Here is an 18,985-nt window from a genome sequence, read left to right on the forward strand (position 1 = left end):
CGTCCCGGCCCGTCGCCCAACTCCTCGGTCAGAAGCGCGACGAGTGCCCCGAGCTGCACGTCGGCCGACGATCCGACCTCCTCCTCGGAACCGTCGAGGGCCTGGGCGGCGAGCCCGGCCTTGTCGTCGATCAGCCCGGCGATGCGGGCGTCGATGGTCTGCGCGGCGATGATGCGCCACGCGGTGACCGGCTCCGACTGGCCGATGCGGTGGCTGCGGTCGATGGCCTGGGTCTGCTCCGCGGCGGTCCAGGACAGCTCGGCGAGCACGATGTTCGACGCGACCTGCAGGTTGATGCCCACCCCGGCCGCGGTCAGCGAGCAGACCGCGACGCCGACGCCCTCGTCCTCGACGAACGCGTCGATGTTGCGTTGCCGGACCGACGAGGTCTGGTCGCCGCGGATCGAGGAGAACCGGACGCCCTGGCGGGCGAAGGTCTCCTCGGCGGCGTCCATCACGTCGACGTGCTTGGCGAAGAAGACCACCTTGCCGGCGCTGCGGGCGAGCTGGGCGGCGTAGTCGGCGGCCAGCTCGGCCTTGGCCCGGCCGATGCGCCGCATCATGGTGAACACGTTGTCGCCGGACTTCGCCTCGGCCGCGTCCTTCTGCTCCCACTTGGCGACCCGGCGCACCAGGTCGTGGTCGATGCCGTCGACGGCCGGGCCGGAACGGGTGGCGAGCGCGTCCTCGTAGCGCGCCAGCATCCGGCGGGCGAGGTCACGCTCGGCCGCCCGGATCGAACGCCCCGCCGGCCCGTCCAGCTCGACCGGGAGGTCGGCGATGCGCCGCGCCGGGATGTCCGCGGCGACGTCGACCTTACGGCGGCGGACGATGCCCAGGTCGACCACGCACCTGCGGGCGGCGGCGTCGAAACCCGGGTCGGCGGGGGTCAGGCCGGTCGCGGTCAGGGCGTCCATCAGGTCGGCGCGCGGCTTCGTGGCGTCGATCCAACCGAGGAACTGCCAGATCGCGAGGAAGTCCTCGATGTCGTTGATCAGCGGAGTGCCGGTGAGCGCCATCAGCAGCGGGCGCGCGGTGAACGAGCGGATGCGGTCGGAGAGCTCCAGCACGTGCTGCGAGCGCTGCGAGGACTTGTTCTTGATGAAGTGCGCCTCGTCGACGACCATCCCGCGGAACCCGAAGTCGCCCAGCCAGCCCACGTGCCGGTCGAGCACCTCGTAGTTGACGACCACGATGTCGGCGAACCCGTCGATGGAGTCCCCGTTGCCGTGGATCACGGTGGCCTTTCGGCGGGGAGCCCACAGCCCGGCCTCGCGCACCCAGTTCGTCTTGACGACGTTCGGCACGACCACGAGCAGCGGGTAGGCGTTCGCCGCCTCCGCCGCGAGCAGCGCCTGGGCCGTCTTGCCCAGCCCGGGCTCGTCGGCGAGCAGGAACGTCCGGTGACCGGCCGCGGCCGCGGCGACCAGCCTGCCCTGGTGCGGCATGAGCTCCTGGACCCCCGGCGTGCGCCGCGACGACGGCGCGGGCAGGGCCATGCACGCCGGTGCTCCGCCGCCGGCGCGCTCGAACGAGCGCAGCAGCGGGCCGAGCAGCTCCCAGCCGGCCAGCCGGGTGGGCCGGGGCGCGCTCGGCCGGGCGGCCGAGAAGTCGGGGGCGAGGAAGGGGTTGGCCATCTGGCGGGACACGACCGACTGCGGCACCACCCGCGGCTTGGCGGGGGCGGCCGGCTCCGGCTCCGGCGGGGCCTCCTCGACGTCGGTCTCGATGCCCGCGGTCCGCAGCACGTCGCGTTTGAGGGACCTGGCCTCGTCGGAGACGACGGCGTCCTCGGCGAGCAGCGCCAGCAGCGACGGGTCACGGACGGCGTTCATCGCCAGGGTCTTCGCGATGTCGTCGAGACGCTTGAGCTGCTCGGTCCGGTGCCTCTCGCTGCCGGTCCCGGGGGCCCGGACCCGGTCGCGCTCCTCGCGCAGCATCAGCGCGGCCGCCTGGAACTTCGTGCGCGTCGCGGACGTCACCCGGCCGCTGCGCAGGGCGTTCTGGATCTCCCGTACGGAGCGCGCAAGCACCGACATGACGTCGGTACCGCCGTCGCCGCCGTCGGGGCCACCGCCGTCGCGGCCGCGTCGCCGGTCCCGCGGGGCACCACGGCGAGCCCTGGTCTGGGGCTGGCCTCGTCGAGCCACTAACTCCTCCTCCGGAATGCGCGGCGCGGCCGCCACGGGGCGGCCCCGCCGCACACGTGCTGCGGTCGGGCGGTGGGCGCCGCATGGAGAAGCCGAGACGGCTCCTCCGAGATGCGGACCGACCCACGGGTCCTCGGGGAGGTCGCCGCCGGCGGGCTCATGCACTGCGGGGTCGGACCTCCGCGGACATCGTAGCGCCTGGCGTCCGCCGGGTGCGTGTGGCGCGGCGCGCAGTCGATCAGATGCCGCGGATCTCCTCGACGGCCGTGGTGAACCCGGCCAGTACGTCCGGTAGCGGCTCGACGCCGAGGCCGGGCCCGGTCGGGACGTCCAGGTGGCCGTCGCGTAGCACGAAGGGCTCGGTGATGTCGGTGGCGTAGAACCGGTCGGAGGCCGAGACGTCGCCGGGAAGGGTGAAGTTGGGCAGCGCCGCCAGCGCGACGTTGCCGGCCCGGCCCAGCCCGGTCTCGAGCATCCCGCCGCACCAGACCGGGACGCCCGACGCGGCGCAGATGTCGTGGATCCGGCGGGCCTCGAGGAAACCGCCGACCCGGCCGGGTTTGATGTTGACGACCCGGCAGGCGCCCAGCGCGATCGCGGCGGCGGCGGAGCGGGCCGAGACCACGGACTCGTCGAGGCAGATCGGGGTGCGCAGCACGCGGGCGAGGGCGGCGTGCCCGATCAGGTCCTCCTCGTCGAGGGGCTGCTCGACCAGCAGGAGGTCGAAGGCGTCGAGGCGGGCGAGGTGGCGGGTGTCGGCCGGGGTGTAGGCGGCGTTCGCGTCGACCTGGAGCAGCAGGTCGTCGCCGAACCGCTCCCGGACCGCCTGCACCGGCGCGACGTCCCACCCCGGTTCGATCTTGAGCTTGATCCGCCGGTAGCCCTGCGCCAGGTAGCCCGCCACGGCGTCGAGCAGCTCCGGTACCGAGTCCATGATGCCGACCGAGACGCCGCTGGGGACCCGTTCGGCCAGCGCGCCCAGGCCGGCGGCGAACGACATGCCGTGGGTGCGGAGCTCGGCGTCGAGGACGGCCGCCTCCAGTGCGGCCTTCGCCATCCGGTGCCCCTTCACCGCCCCGAGCAGCGGGGCCACCGCGTGCGCGGTCACCGTCTCCGCGGACAGCAGCGCGGGCACCAGGTGGCGCCGGAGGACGTCCTCGGCGCCCTCGACGTACTCCGGGGAGTAGCTCGCATCGGCCCCGGCGACGCACTCGCCCCACCCCTGCGCATCCGGCGTGGTCACCTGCACCAGCAGCGCCGGGCGTTCGTGCTCGGTGCCCAGCGAGGTGCGGAACGGGCTGATCAGCGGCAACGAGATGCGCCTCAGCGAGACGCGCTCGAGCCTCACCGGGACCCCTCGCGGGTCACGACGTAGCCGCACGCCGTGCGGTCGAAGTCGACCAGCCGTGCACCGTCGGTCAGGAGCCCGCCGAGGACGTCGCGCACGGCCAGGCGCCACTCCCGGGCGGCCGTGGGCTCCCGCGCGCGCAGGTCCTCGATGTCGCGTGGCACGGGGACCAGGACTGTCCGGTCCCGGACCGGCCGGGGCCGGGGCCGGTCACCGTCGGTCGCCAGGAGCGCCGGAGGTGCCGGATCGAGGGGGGCCCGCCGGTCGCCGTCGTCGCACGCGGCTCGCACCTGCCCGCCGAGCAGGTCCCAGCGCAGCAGCAGCCGGTCCGAGTCGTCGGCGCCGTTGAGGCCGTCGGACAGCCGGCCGTAGTGGTTGGTCAGGTACTCGTCCGCCGTGCCGCCGAGTTTGCGCAGGTTGAAGTGGGCGTTGCGGGCGACGAGCGGGTCGAAGGTCCAGGTGATCTCCCCGACGCCGTGCTCCAGGGCGTGGGCCCGCTGGTCCAGCTTGAGGACGAACCCGACGTCGCGTCCGCGGGCCGCCGCGTGCACGCCCGCGAGGTGGCTGTGCATCACGGGCCGCCCGGGCGGACCCCACAGGCCGATGCAGGCCCCGAGCAGCCGGTCACCCGTCGTGGCCTCGTCGACCGCGCCGGTCACGTAGCTGCCCGCGTCGGCGATCGCCCGGATCACGTCGGCGGCGATCGGCGGGCACGCCGGGTCGGTACGCCATACCTCGGACAGGAACCGCTCGCAGGCGAGGGAGCTCGCCGTCGACTCCAGCGCCCGCACCCGCACGCCGGACCGTCTGGCGGCGCTCGTCGCGCTCGCTCGTGCACCGTCTGCCGAGTCACCGGGATCCACGACTGTCCATCATCGCCAGCGAACGGCGACGACACAGAGATCGCGATCATCGTTCAGGTCGTGTTCGCGCAGGCGACGCCTGCCGGCCGCGGCGTGCATTCCTCCGGTCGTTCTATTGGGGGACATGAGTTCCGGGGCGGTCACCCATCGGCGTCGCATCCCCGTCGGGTCGGGCTCTCCGGACACGTTCGTGGACGCGGCGGGCCGGGCGCTCGCCGAGGTGGCCCGCCGGCTGGACCGGGACCTGTCGCTCGCACCGGCGACGCCCGGAGGAGTGGCGGGCACGGCCCGCGCCGTGATCCACACCCGGGACGCGGCCGGCGGTGCCCCCGGACCGTCCGTGCACGTGCGGGTCGAGCCGCCCGGACGGCTGTGCGTCGAGCTCAGCGCCCCGCCGGGCGACGTGTGGGAGCCCGCCGCGGCGGGCGTCGCCGAGATGCAGGCCGAGCTGCTGGGTGCCCTGCTCGCCGATCCGGGTGTCGATCTCGCACAGGCGTCCGCGACGTCCGGGGCCACGCTGGCCGCGGTGCTCGGCCCGGTCGCAGGGGCCGGCGTGGACCACGGTCCCTACCGCAGCGTGCCGGACCGCGTCCTGGCCGTGGCCCGCGCCACCCCGGACGTCGCGGCGGTGCACGCCGCCGACGGGACGCTGACCTACGGGCAGCTCGCCGGTCACGCCGCGGCGCTGGGCGCCCGGATCCGTGCCGCGGCGCCGGAGGGCGGCGTCCTGGTCCCGGTCCTCGTCGCGGACGGCCTCGCCCTGCCGGTGTCCTGGGCCGCCGCGATGATCGCCGGGGTCGGGTACGTGCCGGTCGACCCGCGCTGGCCTGCGCAGCGCATCGCGCAGGTCCTCGACCTGCTCGACGGGCCGGTGGTGCTGTGCACCGACCCGTCGACCGTCCCCGCCGCCCACCGCGCCCGGGCGTTGCCGGTGCAGATCACCGGCGCCGCGGATGCGGCCGGGTGGCCGAGCCCGCCCGGGCCGGACGCGGAAACGGTCGTCTACGGGGTGTACACCTCCGGCACCACCGGGACGCCCCTGTGCGCGCTGAACACGCACGGCGGGCTGGCGAACCGGCTGGCGTTCATGACCCGCTGGTTCGGGGAGCCGACCCGGCCCGACGTGGTGCTGCAGAACACCCGGCACACCTACGACTCGGCGTTCTGGCAGGTGTTCTGGCCGCTGACCACCGGGGGAGCGACGGTGGTGCCGACCGCCGGGGAGCACCTCGACCTGCAGGACACCGTCGACCTCATCGCGGCGCACGGGGTGACCGTCGTCGATTTCGTACCGGCGGTGCTCAGCGCGCTGCTGGGGCTGCTCGAGCAGCGCCCGGCCACGCTCGACCGGCTGCGCTCGCTGCGCCACGTCGTGGTCGGCGGCGAGCAGATCAACCCGCACGACGTGCACCGCCTTCGGGAGATGCTGCCGGGCCTGCGCGTGAGCAACGCCTACGGGCCGTCCGAGGCCGCCATCGGGATGATCTTCCACGAGGTGCTGGCCTGCGACGGCGACGACGTGCCGCTGGGACGGCCGATCGACAACTGTGCCGCGGTCGTGGTCGACGTCGACGGGCGGCCGCTGCCGCCCGGGGCGACCGGGGAGATCCTGATCGGTGGCGCCTGCGTCGGCGCCGGCTACCACGGTGCACCCCGCCGCACGGAGGAGCGCTTCGTGCGCCGTCGGTGGGCCGACCCGGCCGCCGGGCGGGTCCTGACCGGTCGGATGTACCGCACCGGCGACCTCGGGCGGGTCGACGCGCAGGGCCGCTTCCACTTCGCCGGACGGATCGACCACCAGGTCAAGATCCGCGGGGTGCGGATCGAGCCCGGCGAGGTCGAGACCGTCTCGCTCGGCTGTGCCGGGGTGCGGCAGGCGGTGGCCCTGGTCGTCGGGCCGGACGAGCACCGTGAGCTGGTGCTGGTCACCACCGGCGCGGCGTGCGGCGACGAGGTGCTCGCGCACCTGCGGGCCCGGCTGCCCCGCGGCAGCATGCCGCAGCGCGCCGTCGTCGTGGGCGAGATGCCCTTGACCGGGCCGGGCAAGATCGACCGCAGGCGGCTGGCGGCCCGGGTCGAGCGGCCCGCCGGCCCCGTCACCGGCCCCGTCACCGAGGCCGACCCGGTGCTCTCGGTCCTGCGCACGGCCCTGCGGCGCGCGGACCTCGCCGCCGACGAGGACTTCTTCGCCGCCGGCGGCAACTCGCTGCAGGCCGTCGCGGCCGCGGTCGAGCTGAGCGACCTGTTCCGGGTGGACGTCGGGGTCCGGGACATGGTGGACCACCCGACGGCGGCCGGGCTGCGCGAGCTGGTCGCGCGGCGCCGCCACGACCGCGTCGGGGTACCGGCGCCGTCCGAGCTGGCCGCCGCCGACCTCGCCGCGCTCACCGTCCCGGCGGGCCGGGCGCTGCCGGGCACCCGGCGGAACGGGCCGGTGCGCACGGTGCTGCTCACCGGGGCCACCGGCTTCGTGGGCACGCGGCTGCTCCACGAGCTGCTCCGGTCCACCGACCTGCGGGTGATCTGCCTGGTCCGCGCCCCGGACGACGTGCGGGCCCGGCGGCGCCTGGGCGCGGCCCTCGCCGCGCAGCGCCTCGACCACACCGCCCACGCCACGCGGATCGGGGTCCTCGCCGGTGACCTGGCCCGGCCCGGCCTCGGGCTGAGCGCCGCACGCAGGCGGTCGCTCATCGAGGGCTGCGACCTGGTGCTGCACGCCGGCGCCATGGTCAACCTCGTCTACGACTACCGCATGCAGCGCGAACCGAACGTGCTGGGCACGGCGGAGGTGATCCGCCTCGCCCGGGCGGCGGGCGGCATCCCGCTGCACCACGTCTCGACGCTCGGCGTGCTGCACGACCACGCGCTGGCGAGCGCCCGCCCGGTGCCCGAGGACGTCGACCTAGCCTCGGTGACGCCGCCGGCGGGCGGGTACAGCCTGTCGAAGTGGGTGGCCGAGCGGCTCGTGACCGCGGCCGCGGGCGACCTGCCGGTGACGGTGCTGCGCCTGGGGGAGGTCATGCCCGCCACCGACGTCGCGGTGCCCAACCCGAGCGCGCTGACCCACCTGCTCCGCACGGCCTTCGACCGGCTCGGGGAGGTGCCCCGGGCCGCGATCCGGACCGACCACAGCCCCGTCGACACCGTGGCGCGGGCCGTCGTGGCGGCCGTCCGGGACCGGACGGTGTGGGGCAGCGCCCTGCACATCTACCGGCCGGGGAGCGTGCGCGTCGACGACCCGCCCGCACCGTCGGGCGCCGCGCTGTCGGACGACGCGCGGCCGCCCCGGGTGGCGTGCACGCGCTTCCTCGCCGACCTGCGGGCCGCCGCGGCGGGCGGGGACACCGAGCTGGGGATGCTGCTGGCGGTCGTCGAGCACCGCAGCGGGGGACGGGCCGGGGACGAGACGTCGGTGCGCGAGGTGCTCGAGAACCTCCTGCAGGACAACCCGGCCCGCTTCGACCGCTCGGCCGGCGCCGCGCTGGAACGGCGCGCCGGACTCGACCCCGGGCCGGGTGTCACCGGCCCGGATCCGGGCCGCGGGGACCGGGAGCCGGTCGCGGCCGGCACCCGGCGGCCGGGGCGCTCCGGTGCCTGACCGGCAACGATCCACGAACAGCGAGGGGGACGCGACACCGATGCGGCAACGCACCATGGGCCGGCTGGGATGGACCGTCGGCGAGGTCGGCTACGGCATGTGGGGGATCGGCGGTGGCCCGGGCGGGTTCACCGGCTGGGACTACGACACCGCGCCGGGCGCCCTGGACCTCGCGGTGGACACCGGATGCACGTTCTTCGACACGGCGTGGGTGTACGGACGCGGCAAGTCGGAGAACCTGCTGGGCGAGCTGCGCCGTCGCCGTCCCGACGCCGGCATCCGGGTCGCGACCAAGGTCCCCCCGCTCAACCGCGAGTGGCCGCCGCGCCCGCAGGACACGCTCGAGGACGTCTTCCCCGTCGACCACGTCCTCGACTACACCCGTCGCAGCCTGGACAACCTCGGCGTCGACACGATCGACCTGCTGATGTTCCACGTCTGGGAGGACCGCTGGGCCGGCGAGCCCGGTTGGCAGCGGGTCGTCACCCGGCTCCGGGACGAGGGCCTGATCGGCGGGTTCGGCATCAGCGTCAACCGTTGGGAGCCGACGAACTGCTTCGCGGCCCTCGACACCGGGCTGGTCGACGCCGTCCAGGTCATCTACAACGTCTTCGACCAGGCCCCGGAGGACGAGCTGTTCCCGCGCGCGGTCGAGGAGGACATCGCGATCATCGCCCGGGTCCCCTTCGACGAGGGGTCGCTGACCGGAACGATGGACGCCGCGACCACGTTCCCGCCCGAGGACTGGCGGGCGGTCTACTTCGGGCCGGAGAACCTGCCGCCCACCGTCGGGCGCGTCGATGCGCTGCGCCCCCTGGTGCCCGACGGCACGACCCTGCCGGAGCTGGCGCTGCGCTTCGTGCTGCACCACCCGGCCGTCTCCACGGTCATCCCCGGCATGCGCCGACCCGCGCACGTGCGGTCGAACCTCGCGGTGTCCGGGGCGCCGCCCCTGCCACCGGACCTGCTGGGGGCGCTGCGCGCCCACCGCTGGGACCGGACGCCGACGCACTGGTCGATGTGAGTGCGCGAGCGGTGCGGTCGGAGCGTCGTGACGGACAACCGGGACAACTGCTGGGGGATCGGTGACCAGAACCTGTGAGCCGCCGCGGACGGTGGACGACGACGTGTGGTCGTCCGTTGCCGCGCAGGCCGCCCGGACGCCGCGTGCGGTGGCACTGGCCGACGCGGACGGCGAGCTGGACTACGAGGGCCTCGTCGCCCTGGTCGCCGAGACCGCGGACCGGCTGAGGGGGGCAGGCGTGCGGGCCGGGGACCTGGTCGGCGTCGCGCTGCCGCGCGGCCGGGACGCGGTCGTGGCCGTCCTCGCCGTGCTGCGGACCGGGGCCGGCTACGTGCCGCTGGACCCGGTCTACCCGCGGGCCCGCCTCGACCTGATGATCTCCGAGACGAGCCCCCGCGCGCTCGTCACGGCCGACGGCGTGGTGCCGGTCGAGGGTGGCGTGCCGCAGCCCGACCCCGCCTACGTCATCTTCACCTCGGGCTCGACCGGGCGGCCGAAGGGTGTCCTGGTCGGGCGCCGGTCCCTGCGGGACTTCTGCCGGGCCTTCGCCGACCGGTTCGCCTTCGCCGAGGGCGACCGCGTCCTGCAGTTCGCGTCGCTGAGCTTCGACGTCAGCGTCGAGGAGATCTTCCCGCCGCTGACCCGGGGCGCGACCGTCGTGCTGCGCGACGACGACATGATCAGCCGGCCGGACCTGTTCCTCGACCGCTGCGGGGCCCTCGGGGTGACCGTGCTGGACCTGCCGACCGCGTACTGGCACGAGCTCGTCGCCGCCCTGGACCAGGGGGAGGCCACGCTGCCGCCCTGCGTCCGGTGCGTGATCGTCGGCGGGGAGACCGCCCGTCCGGACGCGGTGCGCCGGTGGCAGCGCGCGGTGCGCGGCTCGGCGGTGCGGCTGTTCAACACCTACGGCCCGACCGAGACCACGGTGGGGGCCACGGCCGCGGACGTGAGCGAGTGGTCCGGCGACGTGGTGCCCATCGGTGCCCCGCTGCCCGGGGTGACGTGCCGGGTCTCCGACGACGGCGAGCTGCTGGTCGGCGGCATCGGGGTGGCGCAGGGCTACCTGAACCGCCCCGAGCTGACCGCCGAACGGTTCGTGACCGCCCCCGGTGGCGCCCGGGAGTACCGCACCGGCGACCGGGTCCGCTGGTCCGGCGGGCAGCTGGAGTTCCTCGGGCGCCTCGACGACCAGGTGAAGATCCGCGGTCACCGGGTGGAGCCGGGGGAGGTGGAGGCGGCCCTGCGCGAGATGCCCGCCGTCGCCGACGCCGTGGTGCTCGTCGACGACCGGACGGGCCGTGCGCGGCTGGTCGGGCACGTCGTCACCGGTGCCGGCACCGATCTCGCGGCGGTGCGCGCCGCACTGGCCGGCGTCCTGCCCGCCCACCTGGTCCCCGCCGTCCTCATCCGGCACCCGCGGTTGCCGCTGAACCCGCAGGGCAAGGTCGACAAGGCCGTCCTGGCCGCGGCGGCACCGCCCGAGCAGGCGCCGGAGACCGCCGGGCCCGCCAGGACAGAGCCCGCGGGCACCGGGCCCGCGACCGACCAGGAGGCGGCCGCCGCGCTGGTCGAGGAGGTCCTCGGCGTCGCCGTCACGAGCGCGGACGACGACTTCCTCACTCTCGGCGGCGACTCGCTGGACGCCGTGCGCCTGATCGCGGCCCTGCGCAGGCGGCACGGCGCGGAGCTGACCCTCACGCGGTGGTACGCGGACCCGACCGTCGCCGCGCTCGCCGCCGTCATCGCCGGCGCGGTCACCGGCGCGGACGGGGAGAACGCCGTGGCCGGGCTCGCCGAGGGGGTCGCGCACCGCCTGAGCCCGATGCAGCGCGACTACTGGATCGCCGAGCAGCTGTGCGCCGGCCTCCCCGTCTACACCCTCGGCATCCGGTACCACTGGGCCGGACCGGTCGACGTCTCCGCGCTGCGCAGCGCACTCGGGCAGCTGTCCCGCCGGCATCCGCTGCTCCGGGCGCGCTTCCCGGACGACGGCACCGAGCCGAGCATGGTCATCGAACCGGCGGGGACGATCCCGCTGACCCCGGGCGAGCCGGACCGGCGGGCGATCGACATCCGGCAGGGGCCCATCGCGCACGCGTTCCTCGACGGCGACGGGCTCGTGCTGGTCGTGCACCACCTCGCCTTCGACGGCTGGTCGGCCGGCGTGCTGGGCCACGACCTCGCCGCCCTCTACCGGGCGGCGCTGCACCGGGGGGCGGACGACGGGGACCTGTCCGTCGCCGCCGGCCTCCCACCGGGCGCGCCGGCGCCGGACCTGGCGGCGCGGTCGGCCGGGGCGAGGGCCGACCCGGCGCTGGTCGCCTACTGGCGGGACCGGTTCGCCGGTGCCGACCTCGACCTCGAGCTGCCCACCGACCGGCCCGCCGCGGCCGCCCGCTCGCACGCCGCCGCCCGCGTCACCCGCCGGCTCGACCCCGACCTGCTCGGGCGCCTGCGCTCCTACGCCGGTGGACGGCGGGCGAGCCTGTTCGTGGTGGTCCTGGCCGGGCTCCAGGTCGTGCTCCGGCGCTACACCGGGCGGACCGACGTCACCGTGCTCTCGCCGGTGGCCGGGCGGTCCACCGACGACATGGCCTCGCTGGTCGGCCCCGCGCTGAACGTCCTGCCGATGCGCGGCGACGTGGCGGGCGAGCCGACGTTCGCCGAGCTGGTCGCGCGGGTGCGCGACGCGGTGCTCGCCGACCTGGACCACCAGGACCTGGCGCTGCCCGACCTGGTGCACGCCCTGGCCCGGCCCGGTGCCGCCAAGCGGATGAGCCCGGTCATGCTGACCGTGCACAACACCCCCGGCACCGACGACCCGATCCTGCAGCTGGCCGGGGACCTGGCTCCGGCCGCGACGATGGTCGACCTTGCGGTGGGCCTCGACCTCCCCGCCGACGGCGCCGTCCTGACCGCCGACTACGCCACCGAGCTGTTCGACGGCGCGCGCGTCGAGGCGTTCCTCGACCACCTGCTGACGGTCCTCGACGCGGCCACCACGAATACTCCCGTGCCGGTCACCCGGCTCCCGATGATCACCGAGGCCGAGCGCGCGCGGATCGTGCACGACTGGAACGATGTCGTCGCCGAGGTTCCGGACGCCACCGCCGTGCACGAGGTGTTCCAGCGCCGGGCCGCCGCGACACCGGACGCGCCCGCCCTGACCGTCGGCGGCGACACGCTGAGCTACGGCGAGCTCAACCGCCGGGCCAACCGGATGGCCCGGCGACTGCGCCGGGAGGGGGTCGGGCCCGGGCACCGGGTCGCGATCCGCCTGGACCGCGGCGCCGCGCTGTTCACCGCGATGTGGGCGGTGCTCAAGGCGGGCGGCGCCTACGTGCCGCTGGACCCGGCCTACCCGCCGGAGCGTCTGGAGCACATGCTGGCCGACAGCCGGCCGACGGTCGTGGTCGACGGCGGGTTCCTCGCCGCAGCCGACCCCGCCGACCTCGCGGACGACAGCGACCCCGACTCCGACCTGCCGACGTGCAACACGGCCGACGACCCGGCGTACGTCATCTACACCTCGGGGTCCACCGGGCGTCCCAAGGGCGTCGTCGTCACACACGCCAACCTGGTGCACGCCGCCGGCATGTGGCGGGAGGCCTACGCGCTGCGGCCGGAGTGGACCTACCTGCAGGCCGCCAGCTTCTCCTTCGACATGTTCGTGGGGGAGACCCTGCGCGCGCACACCAGCGGCGGACGGCTGGTCGTCGCGCCCCGGGAGACGCTGCTCGACCCCGCCGACCTGCTCGCGCTGATGACGGCCGAGCAGGTGAACTGCACCGAGCTCGTGCCCGCGGTGCTGCGCGCGCTGCTCGAGCACGCCCGCGGCAGCGGCCGGTCGCTCGACTTCGTCCACCTGCTGATCGGCGGCGGCGAGAAATGGCAGGTCCGCGAGTACGCGCTCGCGAGGAGCCTGGTCGGCCCGGGCAACCGGGTCGTCAACTCCTACGGCGTCACCGAGGTCACCGTCGACAACGTGCTGTTCGACGGCTCCGTCGAGCACCTCGCCGACGACGCGCCGCTGCCGATCGGGCGGCCGTTCCCGAACAACCGGGTCTACGTGCTCGACGCCTACCGCAGGCCGGTACCGGCCGGCGTGGTGGGCGAGCTCTACCTGGGCGGGCTCGGCGTCGGGCCCGGCTACCACGACCGGCCCGCGCTGACGGCCGAGCGGTTCGTCCCCGACCCGTTCGCCGGGGTGGCGGGCGCCCGGATGTACCGCACCGGCGACTCGGCCCGCTTCCACCGCGACGGCACGGTCGACTTCCTCGGCCGGCTCGACGACCAGGTCAAGGTCAACGGCTACCGGATCGAGCTCGGCGAGGTGGAGGCCGCGCTCGGCCTGCTCCCGCAGGTCACCGCATGCGCGGCGAGCGTGCACCAGCGTCCGGACGGCCTCGCGCAGCTCGTCGGCCACGTGGTCACCCGGGACGGGACCGACGCCGACGAGGCCGCCGCCCGGGATGTGCTGGCCGCCGGGCTGGCGCCGCAGATGGTGCCCGCCCGCATCCTCACGCTGCCCGCCCTGCCGCTGACGCCGAACGGGAAGCTGGACCGGCGCCGGCTGCCCGCCCCGCCGCAGGGCGGGCCCGACGCCGCCGGGACGCCACCGGGGACCGCCACCGAGAAGCGGGTCGCGGCGGCGTGGAGCGCCGTCCTCGGCGTCGACGGGCCGAGCATCGACGACAGCTTCTTCGCCCTCGGCGGGGACTCCTTCGCCGCGCTCAAGGTCGTCCGGCGGATCGAGCCGACGCCCAGCCTGGTCGACTTCTACCGGCACGCGACCATCCGGCGGCTCGCCGCGCACCTCGACGACCGTTCCCCCGACGACCCCGCCGAGCGGCGGCTGCTGCACCGGCTCACCGCGACCGGCGCCGACCCGGCCGCCGGCGGGCACACGGTCGTCGCGGTGCCCTACTCCGGCGGCAGCGCCGTCGCGTTCGCGCCGGTCGCCGAGGCGTTGCCGGCGCACTGGGCGCTGCACGCGGTCGAGCTGCCCGGCCACGACCGCGCCCGGCCCGACGAGGAGCTGGAGCCGATCTCCGTCGTCGCCGACCGGATCGTCGCCGAGATGCGGGAGCTCGACGGCCCGGTCCTGCTCTACGGGCACTGCCTGGGCGTCGCGCTCACCGTCGAGGTGGGGCGCCGCGCCGAGGCCGCGGGCGTGGACCTGGCCGGGATCGCGCTGGGGGCGGGGTTCCCGACGGCCCGCCTGCCCGGCCGGTTCTTCGACTGGTTCTACCGGCACGTCCCGGTCGACTGGCTCACCTCCGACCGCGAGTACCTCGCCTACCTGCGGGCGCGGGGAGGCTTCACCGACCTCGACGACGCCGAGCAGAAGGCGTTCGTGCTCCGCAACGTCCGCCACGACGCCCGCGACGCCGAGGAGTACTTCACCGCCGCCTACCGCGGCGGGTACGAGCCGCTGACGGCGCCGGTGCTCGCCGTCGTCGGCGCCCGGGACCGGGTCACCGAGCACCATCAGGAGCGCCACCACGAGTGGCGCCACTTCACCGGCGGCGAGGTCGGCGTCACCGTCCTGCCGGAGGCGGGGCACTTCTTCGTCCGGAGCCACGCCGAACCCCTCGCCGGGGCGCTGGTCGACTTCGTCGACGGCCCCGGGCCCGCGCCCGCCCCACCGGAGCCCGCGGCCGAGCCGGAGCGGCCGCAGGCGCCCGCGACGCCACCGAGCCTGCGCCGGTTCGCGGTGGTCGCGGCCGGGCAGCTGCTCTCGATGGTCGGCAGCGGCCTGAGCACGCTGGTGCTCAGCATCTGGGTGTTCGAGCAGACCGGATCGGTCACCGACTTCGCCGTGGTCAGCGCGATCGGGCTGCTCCCCGGCATCCTCGCCGGGCCGTTCGCCGGGGCCGTCGCCGACCGGTGGAACCGGCGGACGGTGATGCTGGCCAGCGACAGCGCGGCCGGGCTCGCGATGGCGGTCCTGGCCGGGCTGATGCTCAGCGACGGACTGCACCTGTGGCACGTCTACCTCGCGGTGACGGTCACCTCGGTGGCCGGAGCGTTCCAGCGGCCCGCCTACCTCGCCGCCGTGGCCCAGCTCGTCCCCAAGCGCTACCTCGGGCACGCCGGCGGGATCGGGCAGCTCGGCGTGGGCGTGGGCCTGGTGTTCGCCCCGATGCTCGGCGCCGCGCTGATCGGGCCGATCGGCATCGGCGGCGTGCTGCTCGTGGACATGGGGACCTTCGCGGTCGGGACGCTGACGCTGCTGTGCACCCGCTTCCCGAACCTGATGTTCCGGCGCCGCGAGGAGGGCTTCGGCGCGGAGATCCGCAACGGCTGGCGCTACATCACCCGCCGGCCCGGCCTGCGCGCGGCGCTGCGGTTCTTCGTGATCGACCACGCCTTCTACACCCTGGGCTTCGCCGTGATCACCCCGATGCTGCTGGTGGAGCAGTCCGCCGCGGTGCTGGGACTGGCGCTGGGCGCCGGCGGCGTCGGCGGGCTCACCGGCGCCGTGCTGATGAGCCTCTGGGGCGGCACCGCCCGGCGCAGCCACGGGATGCTCGTGTTCATGGGCGTCGGCAGCCTCGCGATGGTGCTCGTCGGCGTCAGCACCGAACCGGCCCTGGTGATCGCCGCGATGTTCCTGGTCGGCTTCGGCGAGACCCTCGCCGACGGGCACTGGATCGCGATCGTGCAGAGCAAGGTCGGCCTCGAGCTGCAGGGCCGGGTCCTGTCCCTGTTCATCACGCTGATGATGCTCACGATGCCGCTGGGCTACCTGGTCGTGGGGCCGCTGGCCGAACGCCACGTCCAGCCGCTGCTGCAGCCCGGCGGCGCGCTCGTCGACACCGTCGGCCAGCTCACCGGGACCGGCCCGGGCCGGGGACTCGCCCTGCTGATCGTCCTGAGCGGGCTGCTCCAGCTCGCCTGGGCCGTGCGCGGCTGGTGCGACGCCCGGCTGCGGCTGATCGAGGACGAGCTCCCGGACGCCGTCCCGCCCGAGCGGATCGGCACCCGCGACGACCTGCAACGCGAGGCCGACGAGCTGCTCACCGCTCCGGTCCGCTGACGAGGGGCGCCGCCGTGATGCCGCAGACCAGCACCGCACCCACCGAGCCGTACACGACCCCGACGATCACCGTGGACGACCTCCTGCCCGGAGTCCGGGTGTTCCTCAAGGACGAGACCCGCTACGCCTCCGGCAGCCACAAGGAGCCCGCCGCCCGCGCGCTGGTGGCCCGCGCCATCGCCGACGGTCACGAGCGGGTCGTCGTCGGGTCCTGCGGCAGCTACGGGCGGGCGATGGCGACCGCGTGCGCGGCGGCCGGCCTGCGGTGCACCGTCGTGCTGCCGGCCGGCTGGAGCGACGGTGGCGCGTTCGCCGGGGCAGCCGGGTCCGACGTGCACCTCGTTCGCGGTGGCTACGAGGACGCGGTCGACGAGTCCCGTCGCCTGGCCCACGCCGACGGGGCGGTCGACGGCAACGTCGACGGCCCCTACAAGGACGTCGTGCTGGAGGGACACGGCCACGTCGTCCGCGCGTTGCGCTCGGCGCTCGGCGGCGCGCCGGCCGCACTGTGGATCCCGGTCGGGAACGGGACCACCGTCGTCGCGGCCCACCGGCAGGCCCGCGCGCTGGGATGGCCGGTGTCCCTGCACGGCGTCGGGTCCCCGGGCAACAACCCGATCGTGACGAGCTGGCCCGGCCCGTACCGGATGCTGCCGAGCCACGGTGTCGTCACGACCGAGCACAACGAGCCGCTGGTGAACTGGCACTCCCTGCACGGGCCGGACGCGCTGGCCGCGGTCGCCGAGTCGCGAGGCGCCGTGCACGCCGCCGCCGACGACGAGCTGCTCGCCGCCCGGGCGCTGCTGGCGCGGTACGGGGCCCACCCCACCCCGGCCGGGTCGGCCGCGCTCGCCGGGCTCCTGGCGCACGCCAGGACCGGTCCGGTCACCGGGAGCCAGGTCGTCCTGCTCAGCGGGCGGTGAGGGCGACCGTCCCGGGCCGGGCCGTTGAAGGTCGGGAGCTCAGGTCCGCGGGTCGAGGCCACCGGCGAGGTGGGTGAGCGCGTCGTCGATCTCGGCCCGGAGCCGGCCGGGGTCCGGGGCGGCGGTCGACTCGGCGAGCCAGCGGTCCAGCGCGATCCGCAGCGCGGCGAGCACGACCGCGGCCCAGAGCTGCGGGAAACGGCCGTCGTCGGTGCCGAGCCGCTCGGCGGCGGCGGTGCCGAACCGCTCGGCGGCGGCGGTGCCGAACCGCTCGGCGGCGGCCGCGGCCAGCGCGTCCTCCTGCTCGGTGAGCACCACCATCTGCCGGGCCAGCAGGGACGGGGCCCGGCGCAGCAGCCGCAGCGCCGCGAGGTGGTCGCGGCCCAGCGCGTCGTCGCGGTCCAGCACGACCATCGCCGCCTCCCGCAGGGCCTGCAGCGGCGACTCCCCGCCGGGGCGGCGGCGGAACTCCGCGACGAGCTCGGCGGCGCGGGACTCGGCCGCGGCGAACACCGCGTCCTCCTTGCTGGAGAAGTGGTTGAAGAACGTGCGCAGCGAGACCTCCGCCGCCTCCGCGATCCGCTCGACGGTCACGTTCTCGATCCCGTCCCGCACCGCCAGGCGGACGGCGGCGGCGCGGACCGCCTCCCGGGTCGCGAGCTTCTTGAGCTCACGCAGGCCGGGACCCTCACCCGCAGGCACCTGGCTCACCCCCAGGTCACCGGCAGCGAGTGCACGCCGAAGATCAGCATGTCGTTGCGCAGCGGGACCTGCTCGGCCGGGACGGCCAGCCGCAGGTCGGGGATCCGGGAGAACAGCAGGCCGAACCCGACCGTCATCTCCACCCGGGCGAGCTGCTGCCCGATGCACTGGTGCACCCCGTGGCCGAAGGCCAGGTGCGGGGAACGGCCGCGGTGCAGGTCCAACGCGTCCGGCGCGGACAGCCTGCGGTCGTCGCGGTTGGTCTCCGGGGTCCCGACGACGACGGTCGCCCCGGCCGGGATCTGCACGCCACCGACCGTCACGGTCTCGGTGGCGATCCGGCTGACGCCGAGCTGGATGATGCTCAGGTAGCGCAGCAGCTCCTCGACGGCGTCGTCGATCAGGGCCGGGTTCTCGCGCAGCGCGGCCAGCTGCTCCGGGTTCTGCAGCAGCGCGTAGGTGCCCAGCGCGAGCATGTTCGCCGTGGTCTCGTGCCCGGCGCCGAGCAGCACCAGGGCGACGTCGATCAGCTGCGCGTCGGTCAGCGGCTGCTCGGCGTCGTGCACGAGCCCGGAGAGCAGGTCGTCCGCGGGACGTGCGCGTTTGCCGGCGACCAGCGCCGCGATGAAGGCGTACAGCTCCCCGCCGGCCCGGGCCCGCTCGGCGTCGGAGGAGCGGCTGCTCAGCATCGTGGTGGTGTTGTCCTGGAAGGTGGCGCGGTCGTCGTAGTCGACGCCGAGCAGCTCGCAGATCATCTGCGACGGCAGCGGCAGCGCGTAGGCGGGGACCAGGTCGGCGCCGGGGCCCGCGGCGAGCATCGCGTCGATGTGCTCGCCGGCGATCTCGGTCATCCGCGACTCCAGCGCCCGCATCCGGCGGACGGTGAACTGGCCCTGCAGCAGCCGCCGGATCCGGGTGTGCTCGGGCGGGTCCATGAAGATGAACATGCCGTCGGTCCGGTCGACCGCGGCCGGGCGGACCGGTTCACCGCGCTCGGCGGCGGCCGCCATCTCCGCGACCTCGTGCGGCTGCAGCTGCGTGGCGTCCCGGTACCGGACGCGGTCGTTGCTGAACCGGGCGTCGGCGAGGACCTCCCGGGCCTCGTCGAACCCGGTGACCAGGAACGCGCGGGCCCCGTTGAGCAGCTCCAGCGGCTGCACCGCGCCGCCGCCGCGGCGGGCGGCCAGGCCGGGCGCGGGGTCGAACGGGCAACCCGACGGCCGCTCCAGCAGATCGGTGGGGACCAGGCTGCGCAGCGCCGTCGGCGAGCTCTCGGGGGCGGTCGCGTCCGGTGTCGCGTCGGTGCTCATTCGGACTCCAAGCCGGCGGGTG

Annotated in this window: 9 protein-coding genes; 4 read left to right on the plus strand and 5 right to left on the minus strand. The window is 75.4% G+C overall.

Features of this window, described 5'->3' with window-relative positions:
- The 3 genes from I4I78_RS07320 to I4I78_RS07330 all read right to left on the minus strand — a co-directional run.
- On the minus strand, positions 1 to 2,039 hold a 2,039-nt coding region (locus I4I78_RS07320), incomplete at its 3' end, for a DEAD/DEAH box helicase (protein ID WP_218610448.1).
- 349 nt (positions 2,040 to 2,388) lie between these two features.
- Complete coding sequence (gene menC, locus I4I78_RS07325; RefSeq protein ID WP_218610449.1) at positions 2,389 to 3,498, minus strand: o-succinylbenzoate synthase; 1,110 nt, start codon at positions 3,496 to 3,498, stop codon at positions 2,389 to 2,391.
- On the minus strand, positions 3,495 to 4,295 hold the full coding sequence (locus tag I4I78_RS07330; protein ID WP_308251958.1) for a hypothetical protein: 801 nt from the start codon (positions 4,293 to 4,295) through the stop codon (positions 3,495 to 3,497). Before I4I78_RS07330 ends, menC begins: the two co-directional genes overlap by 4 nt.
- A 190-nt stretch (positions 4,296 to 4,485) precedes the next feature.
- Between I4I78_RS07330 and I4I78_RS07335 the strand changes: the two genes are divergently transcribed.
- The 4 genes from I4I78_RS07335 to I4I78_RS07350 all read left to right on the plus strand — a co-directional run bounded on the left by I4I78_RS07335 (position 4,486) and on the right by I4I78_RS07350 (position 16,951).
- Positions 4,486 to 7,959, plus strand: a complete 3,474-nt coding sequence (locus I4I78_RS07335) for an amino acid adenylation domain-containing protein (protein WP_218610451.1) — start codon at positions 4,486 to 4,488, stop codon at positions 7,957 to 7,959.
- A gap of 40 nt (positions 7,960 to 7,999) precedes the next feature.
- Complete coding sequence (locus I4I78_RS07340; protein ID WP_218610453.1) at positions 8,000 to 8,983, plus strand: aldo/keto reductase; 984 nt, start codon at positions 8,000 to 8,002, stop codon at positions 8,981 to 8,983.
- Between the two features lie 61 nt (positions 8,984 to 9,044).
- Positions 9,045 to 16,028 carry a non-ribosomal peptide synthetase/MFS transporter gene (locus I4I78_RS33715; protein WP_218610454.1) on the plus strand — a complete coding sequence of 2,328 codons (6,984 nt, stop codon included), beginning with the start codon at positions 9,045 to 9,047 and terminating at the stop codon, positions 16,026 to 16,028.
- Between the two features lie 17 nt (positions 16,029 to 16,045).
- Positions 16,046 to 16,951 carry a pyridoxal-phosphate dependent enzyme gene (locus tag I4I78_RS07350; protein WP_218610455.1) on the plus strand — a complete coding sequence of 302 codons (906 nt, stop codon included), beginning with the start codon at positions 16,046 to 16,048 and terminating at the stop codon, positions 16,949 to 16,951.
- Positions 16,952 to 16,990: 39 nt separating this feature from the next.
- On the opposite strand, the gene I4I78_RS07355 is transcribed toward I4I78_RS07350, so the two are convergent.
- Positions 16,991 to 17,653, minus strand: a complete 663-nt coding sequence (locus tag I4I78_RS07355; RefSeq protein WP_218610456.1) for a TetR/AcrR family transcriptional regulator — start codon at positions 17,651 to 17,653, stop codon at positions 16,991 to 16,993.
- 5 nt (positions 17,654 to 17,658) lie between these two features.
- Positions 17,659 to 18,963, minus strand: coding sequence for a cytochrome P450 (locus I4I78_RS07360; protein WP_218610457.1), 1,305 nt, complete (start codon positions 18,961 to 18,963; stop codon positions 17,659 to 17,661).
- Positions 18,964 to 18,985: the final 22 nt, after the last annotated feature.

Source organism: Pseudonocardia sp. KRD291, assembly GCF_019263595.1.
Taxonomy (GTDB): domain Bacteria; phylum Actinomycetota; class Actinomycetes; order Mycobacteriales; family Pseudonocardiaceae; genus Pseudonocardia.

Excerpts from the sequence above, each read along its gene's own strand:
- I4I78_RS07335 (WP_218610451.1), top strand. The coding sequence starts at position 4,486 with ATGAGTTCCGGGGCGGTCACCCATCGGCGTCGCATCCCCGTCGGGTCG.
- I4I78_RS07340 (WP_218610453.1), top strand. The coding sequence starts at position 8,000 with ATGCGGCAACGCACCATGGGCCGGCTGGGATGGACCGTCGGCGAGGTC.
- I4I78_RS07360 (WP_218610457.1), bottom strand. The coding sequence starts at position 18,963 with ATGAGCACCGACGCGACACCGGACGCGACCGCCCCCGAGAGCTCGCCG.
- I4I78_RS07350 (WP_218610455.1), top strand. The coding sequence starts at position 16,046 with ATGCCGCAGACCAGCACCGCACCCACCGAGCCGTACACGACCCCGACG.